18 protein-coding genes are annotated in these 16,795 nt (G+C 68.0%); 13 read left to right on the plus strand and 5 right to left on the minus strand.

Annotated elements, in window-relative coordinates:
• Positions 1–125 precede the first annotated feature (125 nt).
• Positions 126–644 carry a DUF7919 family protein gene (locus tag LN042_RS35625; RefSeq protein WP_230055612.1) on the minus strand — a complete coding sequence of 173 codons (519 nt, stop codon included), beginning with the start codon at positions 642–644 and terminating at the stop codon, positions 126–128.
• A 707-nt stretch (positions 645–1,351) separates the two neighbouring features.
• On the opposite strand from LN042_RS35625, the gene LN042_RS35630 reads away from it, so the two are divergent.
• Positions 1,352–1,783 (plus strand): hypothetical protein, encoded by a 432-nt coding sequence (locus LN042_RS35630; protein WP_230055613.1) that lies wholly within the window; start codon positions 1,352–1,354, stop codon positions 1,781–1,783.
• A 356-nt stretch (positions 1,784–2,139) separates the two neighbouring features.
• Here the strand turns inward: LN042_RS35630 and LN042_RS35635 are convergent, their stop codons facing one another.
• Positions 2,140–2,391, minus strand: coding sequence for a hypothetical protein (locus LN042_RS35635; protein WP_230055614.1), 252 nt, complete (start codon positions 2,389–2,391; stop codon positions 2,140–2,142).
• Between the two features lie 37 nt (positions 2,392–2,428).
• Positions 2,429–2,746, minus strand: a complete 318-nt coding sequence (locus LN042_RS35640; RefSeq protein WP_230055615.1) for a hypothetical protein — start codon at positions 2,744–2,746, stop codon at positions 2,429–2,431.
• Positions 2,747–3,068: 322 nt separating this feature from the next.
• Between LN042_RS35640 and LN042_RS35645 the strand changes: the two genes are divergently transcribed.
• From LN042_RS35645 to LN042_RS35700, 12 genes are all read left to right on the plus strand, one after another.
• Positions 3,069–3,350 (plus strand): hypothetical protein, encoded by a 282-nt coding sequence (locus LN042_RS35645; protein WP_230055616.1) that lies wholly within the window; start codon positions 3,069–3,071, stop codon positions 3,348–3,350.
• A 243-nt stretch (positions 3,351–3,593) separates the two neighbouring features.
• Positions 3,594–4,958 carry a B12-binding domain-containing radical SAM protein gene (locus LN042_RS35650; protein WP_230055617.1) on the plus strand — a complete coding sequence of 455 codons (1,365 nt, stop codon included), beginning with the start codon at positions 3,594–3,596 and terminating at the stop codon, positions 4,956–4,958.
• 11 nt (positions 4,959–4,969) lie between these two features.
• Positions 4,970–5,821, plus strand: coding sequence for a hypothetical protein (locus LN042_RS35655; RefSeq protein WP_230055618.1), 852 nt, complete (start codon positions 4,970–4,972; stop codon positions 5,819–5,821).
• Positions 5,818–7,293, plus strand: a complete 1,476-nt coding sequence (locus LN042_RS35660; RefSeq protein WP_230055619.1) for a radical SAM/SPASM domain-containing protein — start codon at positions 5,818–5,820, stop codon at positions 7,291–7,293. The genes LN042_RS35655 and LN042_RS35660 overlap by 4 nt, the downstream gene beginning before the upstream one ends.
• 182 nt (positions 7,294–7,475) lie before the next feature.
• Positions 7,476–8,558 (plus strand): alpha/beta hydrolase-fold protein, encoded by a 1,083-nt coding sequence (locus LN042_RS35665; RefSeq protein WP_249801907.1) that lies wholly within the window; start codon positions 7,476–7,478, stop codon positions 8,556–8,558.
• Complete coding sequence (locus LN042_RS35670) at positions 8,542–9,513, plus strand: biotin synthase BioB (RefSeq protein WP_230055629.1); 972 nt, start codon at positions 8,542–8,544, stop codon at positions 9,511–9,513. The genes LN042_RS35665 and LN042_RS35670 overlap by 17 nt, the downstream gene beginning before the upstream one ends.
• Before the next feature lie 48 nt (positions 9,514–9,561).
• Positions 9,562–10,866: an MFS transporter gene (locus LN042_RS35675; RefSeq protein WP_230055621.1), complete on the plus strand. Its 1,305-nt coding sequence runs from the start codon at positions 9,562–9,564 to the stop codon at positions 10,864–10,866.
• A 13-nt stretch (positions 10,867–10,879) separates the two neighbouring features.
• Positions 10,880–12,196, plus strand: a complete 1,317-nt coding sequence (locus LN042_RS35680) for a class I adenylate-forming enzyme family protein (RefSeq protein WP_230055622.1) — start codon at positions 10,880–10,882, stop codon at positions 12,194–12,196.
• 3 nt (positions 12,197–12,199) lie between these two features.
• Positions 12,200–12,523, plus strand: coding sequence for an acyl carrier protein (locus LN042_RS35685; RefSeq protein WP_230055623.1), 324 nt, complete (start codon positions 12,200–12,202; stop codon positions 12,521–12,523).
• 27 nt (positions 12,524–12,550) lie between these two features.
• The gene (locus tag LN042_RS35690; protein WP_230055624.1) at positions 12,551–13,543 is read left to right on the plus strand and encodes a methyltransferase; all 993 of its coding nucleotides are present in this window, start codon (positions 12,551–12,553) and stop codon (positions 13,541–13,543) included.
• 58 nt (positions 13,544–13,601) lie between these two features.
• Positions 13,602–14,090, plus strand: a complete 489-nt coding sequence (locus LN042_RS35695) for a replication-relaxation family protein (protein WP_308191920.1) — start codon at positions 13,602–13,604, stop codon at positions 14,088–14,090.
• Positions 14,091–14,419: 329 nt separating this feature from the next.
• Entirely contained in the window at positions 14,420–15,109 is a 690-nt protein-coding gene (locus LN042_RS35700; protein ID WP_230055626.1) for a hypothetical protein, read from the plus strand.
• A 106-nt stretch (positions 15,110–15,215) separates the two neighbouring features.
• Here the strand turns inward: LN042_RS35700 and LN042_RS35705 are convergent, their stop codons facing one another.
• Positions 15,216–15,863, minus strand: a complete 648-nt coding sequence (locus LN042_RS35705; RefSeq protein WP_230055627.1) for a hypothetical protein — start codon at positions 15,861–15,863, stop codon at positions 15,216–15,218.
• Positions 15,853–16,662 (minus strand): IS21-like element helper ATPase IstB, encoded by an 810-nt coding sequence (gene istB, locus LN042_RS35710; RefSeq protein ID WP_230055628.1) that lies wholly within the window; start codon positions 16,660–16,662, stop codon positions 15,853–15,855. Before istB ends, LN042_RS35705 begins: the two co-directional genes overlap by 11 nt.
• Positions 16,663–16,795 lie beyond the last annotated feature (133 nt).

Raw genomic sequence — 16,795 nt, forward strand, 5'->3', positions numbered from 1 at the left:
GGATATGGGTATGGTTTCGGCTTCCTCAGCCCTGACCGGCTGGAGGGACGCTTCTACTGGGAGTGCTGACGCGCGGACGGTACAGCAGGTCAATGACGCGGCAACCAGATCGCCACGGACCACGGTCACTCGTCGAGAACCTCCGCGTCCGGCGGGATCCAGGGGAAGCGGGCCCAGCTGGGCTCTGAGTGACCGTCCAGGTCGAAAGCCAGGACCGCGTCGATGAAGTCCTCCGGAGGCTGGTAGCCGTGGTCCAGCACGTAATGCCCGACCAGCCGTGGGGCGGCGTAGGCGGCCCCCTGCTGTGCTGGCAAGCGGATTTCTCCGTTCCCGCTGCAAGCGCGGATATGGCCGAGCCGCCGCCAGGTCTGCTCGTCCGGCCGGGGGAGCTCCGGGCAGAGGTCGCAGTCGTGATAGCCGAGGCATTCGTTGACGGCCTGGATCGCGAGGATGGCCTGCAGCTTCTCGGCGAAGGCCGCTGGCACGGGGCCGGCGGTCCAGGGTTTGTTCGCGTCGAGCCAGCCGATGTTGATCCGCGTATAGGGGGCCTTGAAACTGACGAATCGGTAGCCGGTCGTCATGTCGGTGAAGGTGTCCCGGCCGTGGTCCAAGTAGCTGTAGGGCGTGAGGTCTGGATAGAACACCAACGCATCATGTCACCGACGTCGTTCGGGCAGGCGGGTGACCTTCGGGGCGACAGCAAGAACGGCGTACCGTCCGGAATCCCCAGGTCATCGAGCCACGCCTCCCACCTCGAAGAGCGAATCCCCAGGTGCCAGCGCGGCTCGGCCGACTCTGGCAGATCGCGCGACGTGTAGTGGACCGACCAGGCTCCATTCCTTGCCTGTTTGGTGCCTACCCGCCGTGGCGATCGGGCAGGCAGGCAGGCGAGGGATGATAGTAGAACAAGCGTTCGATACCTGTGGGAGACTGGATGTGTGCACCACTCCGACCCTCAACAGAAGCCCTTGAGCGCCGCGCCCAGCGCATCGTGGCGTACCGGCCTGTTCGAAGGGCCGTACGGAGGCTGGTTGGACGCGGCCCGCCTCTCGCAGGACGAGCTGGACCAAGTCGCAGCGGCCACGCCGGTGCGTCGGCTGGAGCCGGTGTGGGTGCGCAGGGGCAAGAGCCGGTGGTGGCCGGTGACGATGACCGGCATGTGCCGGCTGGGGCCGGGGAATTGGGCGATCCGCGTGCAGGCCGAGGCGGACAGCGAGCCGATCTGGCTGCGCTACCGCGGCGCCAGCATCCAGCCGATCCTGCCGATCGACGGCCTGCCACCCGGCACCCTGACCAAACTTGTCCCATCGGAGCACGCGGTGACCCCGCTGGCCCCGGCCCGGCCCGGCACATGGCGCTCGGCGCGCCGAACCCGACCAGGCTGGCCGCGCTCCTGGAGGCCACCGCCCCGTCCACCCCGGCCGAGCATGCCGTCGGTGAGGACCGCATGCTGCCAGTCCCGGACGCCCTGGCCCGCCTGGTGCCGGGCCTGCCCCGCGGCCAAGCGGCCGAGGTGACCGACATCGGGCTGCTCCTGGGCCTGGCTGGCGCCGCGGTCCGCGACCCGGACCGGATTCCGGACCGCACCGGCTGGTGTGCTGTTGTTGGGGCCCCTGGCTGGGCCTGCTCGCCGCGACGGAGGCCGGCGTCGATGTGGAAGACCGAGGAGCGGTTGCGCGCGGTCGTGCCGCAGGTGATGGTCGTGGTCCGTCCCGCTGCGGGTGGAGGGGAGCGAGTGGTGGTGCTGCTCGGGGGCATCGAGCAGCCGGCTCCGGTCGCCTGACGGTCAACTGGAAGCTGGGTGACCAGCGACATTTGACTGGTGGTCACCGACTGCGTCGGGGGACTGACACACTGGTGATCATGACAACCGAACATCGCCGCCCGTTGTGGCGGCCCTTCTCCGAGTCGACCGCGGCCGCGACCCCCGCGGTCGGGGACGCGGCCCGGCTCCTGCCGGTAGAGCGCTCCCCGTTCCAGGAACCAGCGACGCCCGCTCCCCAGTTGCCTAAATCGGTCCCCGGTGCCCGCCGACTGCTGGGCCCGGGCGGGATGATCTTCTCCGCGTCCCAGACGCCGACGGACAGCTGAATGGCGTGGATCGGCGCCCGACGCAGCTTGGCCAACACGGCCGGTCGACTACCGGTCAGGTGCGGCGTCCTCGATGGCGGCGAGCAGGCGAGCGTGGACGGCGCCGGCGGCCTCGCGGGTGGCCGGGTCCGGGTCCTCCAGCTGCGCGGCGATCAGCGCGGCGGCCGCGGCGAGGACCGGGACCGGAACGGTCGCGGAGCGCAGGTGTAGCAGCTGGGCGGCCGCCAGCTCGCCGGGAGTCGCCTGGGTGCGGGAAGTGGGGATCAAGGAGCCTATGCCGCGCGGCTGAGTGCTGGTCACCCGGCCTATTCTCCTGCGCACCGACCGGTGCCGATCATCAGTTGGGACGGTTCACCCCGGCGGTCGTGCTGCTCGTGGCCGCGGTGGCGGTACGGCCAGCGGCGGCAAGTCGCCGAGCACGCAGCCGGGCATAGCGGTCGCCAGCGCGCACACCGCGACCAGCGGCGCGAGACAGTTCTGCGCGTTTGCCGAGGCTCTCGCAGAGCTCGCCGATGGCGTCGGGCGACATTGGGGCGCCAAGTGGTGCCCGGAACAGGTTGACCAGCAGGAAGTCGCTGCCGCCCGATCCGAGGATCTCGTGGCGTTCATCCACGTACTGGTCGAAGGCCTGAACCACGAGGAAGTCGACGGGCATGACCCATGTCTGGGCGTAGCCAGACGCGAAGATTCTATATGCGACCCAAGGGATGAATGGGGTGAATCGACGAGGTCGTCAGTCGAACAGAAGCTCTGACGAATCGAGGCCGACGTGCGCGCCTCAAGCTTCTCCCCGTACGCACGGTCAATCGCACGCTGACCAGCACAGTAAGCGCAGCGCATCACACCCTCCCTACGGTTCGGCGTCTATGGCAGCTTCGGTTGGGAAAGATCGAGGCTAGACCTGTTGTCCGTGTCCATGTAACGTATTCAGCACCGGCCGGTGTGCAAAGCAGACAGCTTTAGCGGGAGAGGGACACATGGCTGAACTGACGCTGGAACAGCAGATTGGCGCACTCGACGTCGCGCTGATCCTCGACGCCCTGGTCGGGCGTCTCACCTACGATAAGGACTTCGCCGACGCTCTGGCGAAGGACCCGCGGAAGGCGCTCGGCGACGCGGGCATGGTGATGGAGAAGGCCGCCATGGAGGAGTTCGTCCGCACGAACCCTCAGCGGTTCGACCAGGTCAGCGACACCCTCTGCAGCATGCTGCACGAGGACTTCTTCGCTTCCATCGGCATGTCCAACTCCTGCGACTGACAAGCTAAGTCGCGTTCTGGTCGGGAGTGCATAGCAGGTTACTTCGACCAGGTCTGAGGAGTTGCATCGCTAGAGCGGTGGGCTGGCGATCCCGGTTGTCAGCCCACCGCTCGGTGAATTCTCATCGATCCGTGTTCCATCCTGAGGCCTGCTCATTCGGCATGAGCAAATTGGATGACAGCCCGGGCGGTTTAGAAATCGTCTGATATCCTATTTGGCTTCGCAATTCCGTGAGGAGACAACGTGGCGCGCGTTGCACTTGTCAACCTCGCCAGTCTGCCGATGCCGGGAAACGATCCTATCTTTCCTATCGGCTTGCGATGCGTGCAGGACGCGCTGGAGCGGGCTGGCCACGAGACCCGACTCTTTGATTTTATGGAGAACCCCGAGGCTTTCGAGGACCTCACATGGGCGACGGAATCCTGGGACGCCATCGGCTTCTCCATACGCAATATCGATCCGATCGACCTTGCCCACGATGGCTTCGTGGACCACTACGAGCGGTTCGTCGACCGGGTCCGGCAGGTCGTGACCTCCGATCCTCTGCTGATCGGCGGAGGTCCGGGCTACAGCTTGTTCGGTCAGGCCCTCCTGGCCCGGCTGAAGCTGGACGTCGGTGTGGTCGGTCCCGGTGAGAAGTGCATGCTGGACATCGTCGCGGACCCGGGCAAGTACCGCGCGATGGGCCGCAACCTCGTCGGCGAGCGCTTCGTCGGCTTCACGACGAACGAACTCGCGCACCCGGCGCCGCTGCTCATGGCCTATGCCCAGGTTCCGAAGGCGATGATCGGGATCGAGACCCGGCGCAAGACCTGCTATCAGGACTGCGTCTACTGCCCCTATGCGTACATCAGCGGGGACAACAGCGGCGACTACAAGCCACTCGAGCTGATCGCCGCCGAGCTGAAGGCGATCTACGCGGCGGGCATCCGGCGAGTGTTCTTCACGGACGCGATCTTTAACAGCGAGCTGCGCTTCGCCAAACAGGTCGTGAAGCTGATTACTGATCTGAACCTGCCAGGGTTGACCTGGTCTGCCTACTTCACCCCGAAGCCGTTCGACGACGAGTTCGCGCAGATGCTGCCGGCCAGCAACGTCGAGCAGATCGTGGTGTCTCCGGATAGCCTCGACTCGCGGATGATGGGGGTGCTGGGCAAGCGCTTCGACACCCGCCATGTGACACGGTTCCTCGAGCGGTGCCGTCGGCACGACCTCGTTCTGCGGGTCATCATCGTGCTCGGTGGTCCGAGCGAGGACCGCGAGAGCGTCCGAGCCTCTGCCGAGTACGCCAACACCTACCTCAAGGACGACGAGCTCATCCTGCACGTGGGCTATCGCGTGCTGCCGTCCACGGGCCTGTCCCGGCAACTCGCCATCCCGGACGAAGAGCTGCTGAACCCGGTGTACTACCCCGTCGATCAGAAGCTCTTCTCCTGGATCCTCGAAGACTTCGACGGCCGGTTCTTCTCAACCGGACACCTGCTGACGATGATGGCGTGGCGCCACTCGGTCAAGAAGATGGCACGTGTCCCGCTCCCGGAAGGGAACATCCGTGAGGAGACGGCTCAGCTGCCCTATCTGGCGCTCAGCCGCCAGACGCCGAAGTGATGCAGACCGCTATGAGCATCGTGGCCAACGCACAGGTCGAGGTGCGTCCGATCACGTCTGCGGACATCCCGGAGGTGCTGCGCCTGCTTGACCTCACGGGTCTGACGGAGGATCGACTCGGTGCCGAGCTCAACGCCGACAGCCCGTACCGCTGGGTCTGCCTGCCAGGCCCGGACGGCGGTCTGAGCGCCGTCCATCGAGGATTCGTCTGGGGTGACCACCTTGTGCTCAAGGGGGTCTCCGTGGACGAGGCGGCCCGCGGCGGCGCGGCCGCCCTGCAGATGGCCTTCTGGTTGCGCGAGTCGGCCCGCCGCGAAGGCCGGCGGGGGATCGCTGCCTGGGTCGCGGCCGGAGCCAGCCACAGTGCATTGCTCGCAGGACGCCTGCGGCTTCGTCAGGACGGGCCGTGGATCCACCGGTACCTGGTCCCGCTTTCGGTCGCCGCCACGGCAGACGGTCAGATGTCCGCGGTCGAGGTGCACCGAGACACCCCGGTCAGCGGATCGCTGAGCTTCGGGCGGGCGGGCGGGCCGGACGAGCCCTGGATCACCGAGGACCTCCTGGCACCGGCGGCACCGGCCGGGCGCGCGCGCCGGGTGCACTGGGTAGCCGACCGCGACCGGCTTTGCCTCAGCGGACTGCCCTGCACCATCTTTGACGGGCTCCCTGCCCTGGTTGCCGCGCTGGCGCCGCTCGCGGGCGAACTCGGCCTGACGGTGCTGGACCTTCCGATCCCGGCGGTGGACATCCCGCTCGCCCTCCGGCTCCTCGCCCTTGGAGCACGCCGGCTGAGCCGCACCTGCGTCACGCTGGCACGTTTCGAATTTTCGCCGACGACTAGGAATGCTGAGCCGACGCCATGACCGCAACCGTTATCGATGACCTGCCGGCATTCGTCACCGACGACTGGACCTACCTGCTGATGCCCAGGTCCATGCACGCGCTGCGGGTGCCGACTGCCCGTCGAGCCGAGGCGCCATGGCGTCCTGTGCTGGACCGTCACCGACTGCTCGCCACTGGGCGCTTCCACCAGACCCAGCCCCCGGCCTGGGGGGTCAGCCTGGTGGTCAGCCACCTGTGCAACATGAGCTGCGTGTACTGCTTCAGCGAGGTCGGCCACAGCCAGGCCACGCTTCCACTGCAGCGCATGCTGGCCATGGTCGACCATGCGCTGGAGCGGAAGCCGGCCACCCTGAACCAGCCGTTCAGCGTCAACTTCTTCGGTGGCGAGCCGACGCTCAACATGCCCGAGGTCAAGGCCGTCGTCGAGTACGTGAAGAAGCGCTGCGCTGAGGAAGGCGTCAGCTACCTGCTGCGCATGGTCACCAACGGCACAGCCCCGCGCGAGGACATGCAGTACGTCGTGGACAACGGCTTCCAGCTGACCGTCTCGATGGACGCGGCTCCCGCCCGGCAGCAGAGCCAGCGGATCTACGGCACCCGGCACAATGTGTCGGACACCATCGAGACGATCCGCTTCCTCGCCGCCAACTCGGCCGAGTTCCGGGTGCGTTCCACGATCACCGGCGAGACCGTGGAGTACATGGACGAGACCGTCCGATTCTTCGCCGATCTCGGCGTCCGCTTCCTGCACTTCGAGCCGGTTGGCCCCTCGGGCACCACGACTGCGGGACGGCTGCGCCGCTACAGCAGTCCCAGCCCAGAGATCTACGCCACCAACCTCATCAAGGCCATGGACGCGGCGCGGGGGACCGGCCTTGCGGTCTTCGGCTACGCCTTCCAGCACCTGCTGACCGACCCGCTCTCGTACTGCGGCCCGATGAACGGGGAGGGCAACTACTTCGTCCTCAACGCCACCGGCGATCTCATCATGTGTCCCGAGCTGCAGGACCCGAAGCGCAACAAGGAGTACAACCACAACGTGGGGAAGGTCGGCAATGACCGCAAGGTATTCGTCGACCTGAAGCGGCGCAGCGAAATCGGTGCAGAGGCGATGCCGCTGCAGAACGTGTCGTGCCAGTCCTGCTACGCCCGGGACATCTGCAAGAGTGGCTGCCCCTCCCGCAACATCCAGGCCACCGGCAGCCTGACCAAGCTCGACCCGTACTCCTGCTCGATCGCCAAAGTGGTCTGCGCGGACATCCTCGGCCGGCTCGCCCGTGCGACCTTCGACGGCGTCGAAGCCAGCGACGAGGCGGTGCTCAGGCCGATCGTGCTGCCGAGCGAGCTGTGCTCTCCACCGTTCATCGGCGCCGGGGCGACCGTGCTGAAGAAGGCCAAGCTTCTCCTCGCTCTGTCCGGCGAGGACATCGACAACGCGGTCGACCAGCAGCTCCACCGGCTGAGCACCCACCTCGTCGGTATCCCAGGATGAACCCGCGGGAAATCCGAGCCCGGTGCCTGGCACAGGACACGGACACGGTAGTCGAGAGACTGTGCGGAGCGGGAGTCGGACCGACCGAGCTGAGTGCCCTCCTCGGCGCGCCCGGTCGGCGGCCGCTCAACCCCGGCATCTCAGCCGTACAGCTGCGGGACATCCATGGCCGGTGCACCGAGATGCTGGTCCGAATTCCCGAGAGTGCTAAGGCCTGGCGCCCGGGTGTGTTGATTGTGCTACATGGTCAGGGAGCCGGAGCCGAGCACGTTCTGCCCTACTTCGCGGGGCTCGCCGAGCGCCAGTCAATGGTCGTCCTGTACCCGAACGCCCAGCTACCGCCGGCAGGCGCCGCAGCTCCCGACGTCCTCAGCCGGCTGTTCGGCGAGCGCTTCCGCAAGCCGTCCTGGCGGCCGCACCGGGACGACTTTCCACTCACGGCGCTGCGGTGGGCCCTGGCCCACCTCGACGTCGACCCCGACCGGACGGTGCTGGCCGGGGTGTCCATGGGTGCCTTCGCCGCCTGGAACCTCGGGATGCGGTTCGGACAGCATTTCTCCGCGGTGGTCCCGATGGCCGGTGGGTTGTCGGCCTGGGAAACCATGGGCCAGGACACCCGCACGCGCTACCTGTTGCCGAACGCCCTGGCCGTCCCACTCTTCGTCGTGCACGGGGCGCAGGACACCCAGGTCTCACCGGAGTTCGCCCGCGGTGCGGTCGGCGAGTTGCAGCGGCTCGGTCACCCGCATCTGCGCTACCTCGAGGTACCCGACGGCACCCACGCGCTGCGCTCACTGCGCATGACGGAGGGCGGCGAGAGCCTGGCCCGGCTGGAGTGCTGGCTCGACGGCCGCCACCGAGCCGCGGACCGGCCGGTGGTGCACCACCGCGCGCTGGACGACGGCCACGGCCGCGCCCACTGGGCTGAGCTGGCACAGGTCGACGAGCACACCGGCGCCTGGCTGCGGGCCGAGCGGCTCGCCCCGGACGCCTACCGGCTCGAAACCGGTGGTGCGGGCCGGGTGCGACTGTACTTGTCCGGCCCGGCGCTGCGCCCTGGTCAGCCGGTGCGGGCGGAGGTCAACGGCCGGGTCTCGGTCGTTCACTTCCAACCCGACTTGCGCACCGTGGTGGAGCTGTACCGCCGCGATGCCGATCCGTCGCTGCTGGCAGAGCAGATCGTCGAGTTCGCTGTTCCGAATGCTGACCGGTCAGATGATCCAACCCACGATGTGAATGAGCGTGACTATGCTGACGCCGCCTGAGATCCGCCAAGCGCTCCTGGCTACTGGGGAGAGCCAGCAGGAGCTGTTCGCCGAGGCACGCCGTCTGCGGGACGAGCACTTCGGCCCCCAGGTCGTGCTTCGCGGCGTTGTCGAGATCACCAACGTGTGCCGGGTGAATTGCGAGTACTGCCCGATGCGCAAGGACAACACGCGGGAGAACGACCGCTTCTTCATGAGCAGCGAGGCCATCCTGAGCTGCGTCAACTCAATCCGCGAAGCTGGCATAGACATCATCCTCCTGCAGGGCGGCGAGACTCCGCGCTCCCTGGTCGCGGTCAAGGAGGCGATCCCGGCAATCCGGGAGCTCTACGACGGCAAGGTCGAGATCCTGCTCAACCTCGGCAACTTCTCCCGTCAGCAGTACGAGGAACTGCGCGAGCTGGGAGCCACCAGCTACATCCTCAAGCACGAGACGAGCGATCCCGAGCTGCACATGCGGCTGCGGCACGAAAGCCTGGACGAGCGGCTGCGCTGTATGAAGGACCTTCTGGCGCTCGGCTACAAGGTGGGCACCGGGCTGATCTCGGGTCTACCCGACCAGAGCCTGGACAGCATCGTCGACGACGTCCTGCTGGCCGGTGACCTCGGCGTGCACATGTGCAGTGTCAGCCCATTCGTGCCGGCACCCAACACGCCGATGTCGGTATTGCCGGCCGCACCGGTCGGCATGGCGCTGAACATCATGGCTGTCCTGCGGATCTGCTACCCGCACCTGTTGATCCCCTCGGTGAGCGCCCTGGAGAAGAACGAGGAGGGCGGGCAATCCTCGGGCCTGGGCGCCGGAGCGAACGTCCTCACGGTCAACTTCACCAACGAGGCAGACCGCGACCGCTATCTGATCTACGGCAGCAAGCGCTACGTTGTGGGGCTGCAACATGTCAAGGACATCGTCCACCGCGCTGGCCTCAGCACCCGCGGGTCGGTCTTCATCTAAGACCAACACAGCCTGCTGACCCACCGACACGAGACGAGCACCACAACCATGAGCAACCCAAGCACCGCCCAGAGCAGCCCCACCACACACCCCGCCGCCCCGGATCCGGCGGCCACCGCCGCAGCCCGGCGCAACTTCCTGCGCTTCTGGACCGGGCAGACCCTCTCGGAGTTCGGCACCCGCATCGGCGCGGTCGGCATGCCGGTAATCGCCGTCGACCTGCTGCGCGCGGACAACCAGCAGGTCGGCATCCTCGGCGCGCTGGGCAGCGTCGGTTTCCTCCTATTCGGCCTGCCAGCCGGTGCCTGGATCGACCGCTGGCTCAAGCGGTACACAATGATCGTCGCGGACCTCGTCCGATTGCTCGCCGTCCTGGCGATTCCGCTGCTCTGGGCCGTCGGTGAGCTTCGAATCTGGCAGCTGTACGTGGTTGCCGGGGTGGTCGGACTGGCGACCGTCTTCTTCGACGTCTCCTACCAGTCGTACATCCCGGTACTGGTCACGGACCAGGAGATCGGCCGGGCGAATGCACGACTCGAAGCCACCGCGCAGCTGGCCACCACCGGGGGACCGGCTCTCGGCGGCCTGCTCATGCGAGTTCTGAGTGCCCCAGTGGTGATGCTCAGTGATGCGTTCGCCTATGCCAGCAGTGTGGTGACACTGGTACTGACCCGCGACACGGAGCGACGCCAGCAGGCGTCCGAGCGGCAGCAGCGGTCGCTGGGGGCGGAGATCGCTGAGGGGCTGCGCTTCGTCGGCAAGCAACCCGTGATCAGGCGGCTCGTGCTGTCGATGGGCTTCTCGGCCCTGTTCGCCAACCTCGTGGCCACGCTGCTGCCCATTCTGATCCTGCGCCAGATCGGCCTCAACGCCTTCATGCTCGGGGTGGTCATGACCTTCGGCTCGATCGGCGGAGCGATCGGGGCGATGATGGCGCCTCGACTGCGCCGGCGCTTCTCGACCGGTCTGGTCATCGCTGGCGGCCTGGTGGCAGCCGCGGTGTTCTGCATGGTCAGCCCATTGGCCGCGCTGGCCGGCCGTGACGACAAGCCGCTGGCCACAGTACTGCTCATCGTCTCGGAGTTCGGCATGGTGGCAGGGGCGGTGGTCTTCAACGTGACCCAGGTAAGCCTGCGTCAGCGGCTATGCCCGAAGAACCTGCTCGGCCGGATGAACGCCTCCATCCGCTTCGCCGTGTGGGGCGGCACGCCGATCGCAGCCCTGATGGCCGGCTGGCTCGGCACCAGCATGGGCGTCGTCCCGACCATGTGGATCGGCAGTGTGGGCGCCCTGTTGACGGTACTTCCGGTCCTGCGGATCGGCCGCCTGATCCCCGCCGACTTCTCCCTGTGAAGCGAGCACGCGCATGACGACAACGATCACGACCAGTACGCGGCAGGACCTGGCGGCGCGTCTCCTGGCCGGCGAGGCCCAGCTGGACGGCCAGGCGCTGACCACCGTTGCCGATACCGTCGAGGAGGCGGCCGACCGCCTGCGGCAAGCCGGCGCGGACGAGACAAGCCTGGTCGCCCAAGAGGGCCTGCAGGGCAAGGAGCTACTGGTCAGCACACTTGCCGTGTGGCGCCTCGGCGCCGTGCCGCTGCCCTGCCGTCAGCGACCCGAGACCGCCACCGGCCGAACGGCCTTCGTCATCGACCAGAGCGGCACCGTCCGGACACCACAGGCAAGCGGCACCGTCGCCGGACTCGACTCCACCGCGGTGCTTCACCTGAGCTCCGGCAGCACTGGTCAGCCCAAGCTCGTCCGACGCGGCGTGGCCAGCGTACTGGCCGAAGCCGAGGGATACCGGGTCAGGCTCGGCATGACGCCCAGGGCCCGGGTGCTCGTCCCGATTCCCCTGATGCACTCCTACGGCTGGGGCTTCGCCGTGGGCGCGCTGCTGAACGGCTGCGACGTGGACGCCGAACCGGCAGTGCGGGTCTCCCAACTGGCCCGCAAAATTGACGACGGCTGGGGCGAGATCGTCGGGTTGACACCGCCGGTCGCCCGCCTGCTCACCGACACACAACGCAGCGGGAACGCTGCGGGGCTTCGAGCTGCCATGGTCGGAGCGGGACCGGTGAGCGCGGAGCTGGAAACGGCCTTCCAGCAGCGCTTCGGTCTGCGGCTGTCACGCGGCTACGGCTCCAGCGAGACTGGCGCGATCTTCATCGGCGAGCACGGCATCGGCCGTCCGATCCCGGGCATCGAGGTCGTGCACCCGGCAGTCGGCGCGCGCGGCGAACTGCGCCTGCGCACTCGCGCCCCCATCGAGGGATACCTGGGCGACGAGGCGCCGGGACCGGTGTGGCACACCGGTGACATCGTCGACCACGACGAAAGCGGGACGGTCTTCTTCGTTGAGCGGGCCCGACCGGCACTGCGCCTCAACGGACAGTACGTCGACGCCCAGGCCCTGGAGAAGGCTCTGCGGACCGTCCCGGGAACCAGCGACGTCCACCTCTTCACGCTCGCCCGCGAAGCGACCCCGGAGCTGGAGGACCTCTTCGCGGTAGTGGCCGGGCCGGACGTGGACCCGTCCGGCATCGACCGAGCGCTGCGGGACCTGGCCGGGGACATCCCGAGACCACGCGTGGTCGTCTGCAACGCGCTGCCGGTGGACCTAGTCGGAAAGCCGGACCGGCAAAAGCTAATCGAAGTCGTCCGTCGGAAGCGGGACTAGGCGATGACCCACCACTTGTTCGAGCAGAATCGCCTCCGGGACCTGGAACACCTCGTGGCCGGCCTGGTCGCAGAGCGCCTGTCAGAGCGCCCAGGAGAGCGCGGTTGGACAGCCGAGGAACTGCTCGCGGATGCGAGCCTGTGCCGGACGGACTTCGCACTGCTCGGCCTCGGCTCGCTCGACTGGATGGCCCTCGCCACCCAGGTAGAGAAGCGCAGCGGAGCCGAGCTGACCGACGAGGCGCTCCTGGAATCCGAGCAGCGCACGGTAGCCGGCTGGGCGGCCTGCCTTCTCTCCCAGGGCCCGCTGCCGGCCGAACCCGCCTGAGTCACCGCACCAACGAAAGGACAGCTTGTGTCCGCAGAGGCCGAGCGCCTGCTCTCGCTGATGACCGGAGCCTGGATGTCCCAGTCTGTGTACGCCGCCGTGCGCAGCGGGGTCTTGGACGCCCTGACCAGTACGCCGCAATCCCCGAAGGAGGTCGCCGCCGCCGCGGGATGCGACGAGGAGGCGGTGGCCCGGCTACTGCTTTTCCTCTCGGGCCTGGGAGTCGTGAACCGCGAGGAGACTTCCGGATACACGGCGACCGACCTGGCCCGGCTGCTCCAGAAGGGTGGTGACTTCCGCGAGCTGGCCTTGTTCTACGGCGAGGACTGTTACCAGGCTTGGGGACACGTGGCCAAGTCCATTCGCACTGGGGAGACTGGGTGGCGCCATGCCTTCGGGCTCGAGCAGTTCGATCATCTCGCCACCGACCCGGTCCGCGCCCGCCGCTTCGACCGGGCCATGGCGGCCTGCGCCGACGTGGTCGGAGAGGAACTGCGCCGGACGTACGACTTCGCCAAGGCTGCCCACATCGTCGACATCGGTGGCGGCGACGGCAGCCTTCTCAAGTCCGTACTGGCCACCGTGTCGACCGCCCGGGGAACGGTGGTCGACCGGGACCACGTAGTGGAGGCATGCCTACGCGGACTCGCCGGACACGAGTTGGCGGGCCGGCTCACGGCCGTGCCGGGCGACTTCTTCGAGGCGCTGCCAGCAGGCGCCGACACCTACCTGCTCTCGCGCATCCTGCACGACTGGGACGACGCAGACTGCACCCGCCTACTGAGCGTGTGCCACGACGCGATGCAGCCGGGCGCCGAGCTGCTGATCGTCGAACGGCTGTTGCCCGAGGACGGTACCACCTCGCTGGCGTCACGCTGGGACATGCAGATGCTGGTGGCCACTGGAGGCCGAGAGCGCACTTGCCCCGAATACGAGAAGCTACTCGCCAACGCGGGGCTGCGGTGCGATGCGGTGCACCCGCTGGCACTGGGGACCTTCCTCCTGGTCGCGGTCCGGTAACGGCCGCCCCTGACCTCAGCGACTACCCGATTCGCGGCCAGTCGGACTGTGCTTCTCAGTGGCTGATGCCGCCCCGCCGGCAGCCGAGGAACGTCCGTTGCCCGGCCACCTTCCACGGCCAGCCCCCGACCGGCCCCGGCTGGTACGCCACCGTCACGGTCGCCTACATGGCCACCACCTACGGCTTCGACCCGGCCACCATCACCGGGGCGCCGGGCGTTCCGGTGCCCAGCATGCGATGGCGGTCAACGAGACGATCACTGCGTTCGTCCTCGGCGGCACCGTGCCCGAAGCTGCGGGCGGGGTCGGCACCGTGACCGACTGGGCGACCGAGGTGGAGTTCCTGCTGCCGGGCGGGCGGCGCAAGGTGCGTCCGGACTGCGTGTGGCAGGCCCCGGAGATCGGGGTGCCGGTGCTGATGGTGGAGGTCGACCGCTCCACCATGTCGCCGCAGCGGGTGGCCGCGAAGTTCACCGCCTACCGCGAGCTGTTCCGCACCAAGGTTGAAGAGCACCGACCCCGCGCTGGCCGAGCAGGACCCGGCTGACCGCACGGTGCACTGGTGGCGCCGCACCTGGCCCGGCCACACCCGGCCCGGCTACCCGCCCGTCGCCCTGGTCGTCACCGGCGCCGGACCCGTGATGAGGATCCGCGAAAATCCCCAGGGCTGCTCTTGTTCCCCGCTTGATTGAGTTGGTCAAGGATATGAGGAAGGTGGGGATCGGCGAGCGCGTGCGCGTCGGGTCCGCGATGTGGCGAGTAGCGGCAGCTGATCACAAGCAGGCCGACTTCCCACGGGTTCTGATCCAACAGTGGTGTCGGACCCAGGTGGCATGCTGTCGATCGCGTGTCCTCTGACGAACGGAGCTGCTGGCGATGGCTGTCGACTTTGATGCCGCCTGGTGCGCGACAGATCTCGGCGACTACCGCTCCTGCCGCTATACCTACGAGAGGTATCCCTACGACACCCTGCCGCCTCTGGACGAGAAGCAGTTCACGGGCGCATTCCAGTGGCTGGGCGATCCAGGCGACTTCAATGTCGAGCAGGCCGCGAAGCTGGGGCGGTTGGAGGAGCGGCTGGCTGCCGAAGGACTGGCGTTGCCGGAGGACTTCGTCACCTTCCACGTGTCGTCGGACCTGCAAGGATCCTTGGACGCGGTGTCGGTGACTGGTTGCTGGAGCAGTCTCTCCGAGCCGCTGCCCAGCCCCGTCGAGCCTGGCGCGTTCCTCGTCCGATTCTTCCGTGACCAGCAGGACTGCGTACTTTGGTACCTCTACTTGCGCCCGTCCGGCGAGGTCTTCGTGGTCAACTCCTACCTCGACTACGAGTACGAGTACGAAGCGCGGGACTCGGAGGACTGCGAGCCGCAGAGCGACCTGGACGATCTTGCCGCTCAGACGGCGGAGATCCTCTGGTGCGCACCCTCCTTCGAGAACTTCGCCTACCGCTTCTGGCTTGAGAATCGTCTCTGGCGCGCTGTCAACGGCGAGGGTGATGCGTCACTCGACACCGAGATGCGGGGCTATCTGGACCACTACGAGGTCACGGCCCCCCAAGGGGCTTGACTCCAGCGCAGTGCGGGGCCCGCCGACCGAAGGTCGGCGGGCCCGAAGGTGGACAGCGGGTCAGATCACCGAGTTGGGTTGGAGCCGGCGGCATCAGTGGTGAGGGTCAGGGGATCCTCCGCAGCTGCGGCAGGTCGGTGATTCGGTGGTGGATGGCGGGCCGGGCGGCTTCCGGGGTGGCCAGCAGGGCAACGATGGTGATCGGCTGGTCGCAGTGCGGGCAGTTGCGGGTCGCGGCCGGCTCCAGCGGGTCCCGGGCCGGGCTGTAAGTGCGGGAGGGTCGGGGCGGCGGCGAAGCCGCTGGCGCGGGCAGCTCGGTCGAGGGACGCGGGCTCTCACCCAGGCGCCGGGCCCGGTCCTCCTCGCGCTCCTGCTCGCGTCGGCGCTCGGCTTCCAGACGGCAGTCGGCGCCGCAGTAGATCCGCCGGACGGTCTTCTCGACCGGGAACTCGGCCTCGCAGACCGGGCAGACACGGGTGTCCATCGCCACCTCGCTGTGGCGGGACTCCATCCGGCACTCGTGCGAGCAGTACTGGCGTCGGGGCGGGTAGGTCGTGCTGAACTCGGCCTCGCAGACGGGGCAGGTGCGGGTGACCAGCTCGGGAACGCGGCCCTCGGCCCGGCAGCTCGGCGAGCAGTAGACCTGCCGGCTGCTCGGATTGCTGACGGAGAACCCGGTCCGGCAGGCGGGGCAGACCCTCGACTGCCCGGCAGATCCTGCGGGTTGGGTGTTGCTTGCGGTGTTACGAGGCACGGGAGTTCACCCCCGCCCGCAGGTTCTCAGCCTGGTTACGGTGGCCGCGCAGGCGGTAGGACGGGCCGTCAATGCCGGCGACCGCCGCCCGGTGCAGGAGCCGGTCGAGCATGGCGGCCGCGACGGTGGCGTCGCCGAACGCCCCGGCCCAGTCCGCAATACCGACATTTGTGGTCAAAATCGTGCTCGACTTCAGATACCGCTGGTTGATCACCTGGAACAGCGCGGACGCGCCGTCCTCGGGCAGCGGCAGGTAGCCCAGCTCGTCGATCACCAGGAGCTTAGGCCCGGCGAAGAAGTTCATGACCGTCTTCCAACGGCCCTCCAGCGCGGCCTTGTGGCACTTGGCGGCGAGGTCGGCGGCGGTGGTGAAGTAGACGCGGTGGCCGGCCTCGACCGCAGCCCGGCCGAGCGCGACCGACAGCATGGTCTTGCCGACGCCGGGCGGGCCGACGAACAGGACGTTGCTCGCGTCGTCCAGGAACCTGAGGGTGGCCAGGTCGCGGATCAGCTTCTCGTCCACGCCGGGCTGGGCGGCGAAGTCGAAGTCGGCCAGCGTCCACGGCTCGGGCAGGCAGGCGAACCGCAGCCGGGCGGCCAGGCGGCGGGCCTCGGTCGCCTCGACCTCGATCTCCAGCAGCCGTTCCAGGGCGGCGGTCAGCGACATGCGCTCGGTGCGGGCCTGGTCCAGGACCCGGTTCAGGGCCTCGGCGGCGTCGTTCAGCTTCAGGTAGGACAGGTGCCCTTTGAGCTGCTGGAAGCGACGTGCCTCGCTCATCTGCATCGGTGTCGTACTCACTCCCTGGGCTCCTCCTTCGGTGTCGGGGCGGTCCGCAGCCGGTCGGCCACGGCGGCATAGTGAGACAGGTCGATCACGACCCGTTCGGCGCTGGCGGAGCCGCTGCCGGTCCCGCGCAAGCGCTCGGCCTCGG

The organism is Kitasatospora humi (assembly GCF_020907985.1).
Lineage (GTDB): Bacteria > Actinomycetota > Actinomycetes > Streptomycetales > Streptomycetaceae > Kitasatospora > Kitasatospora humi.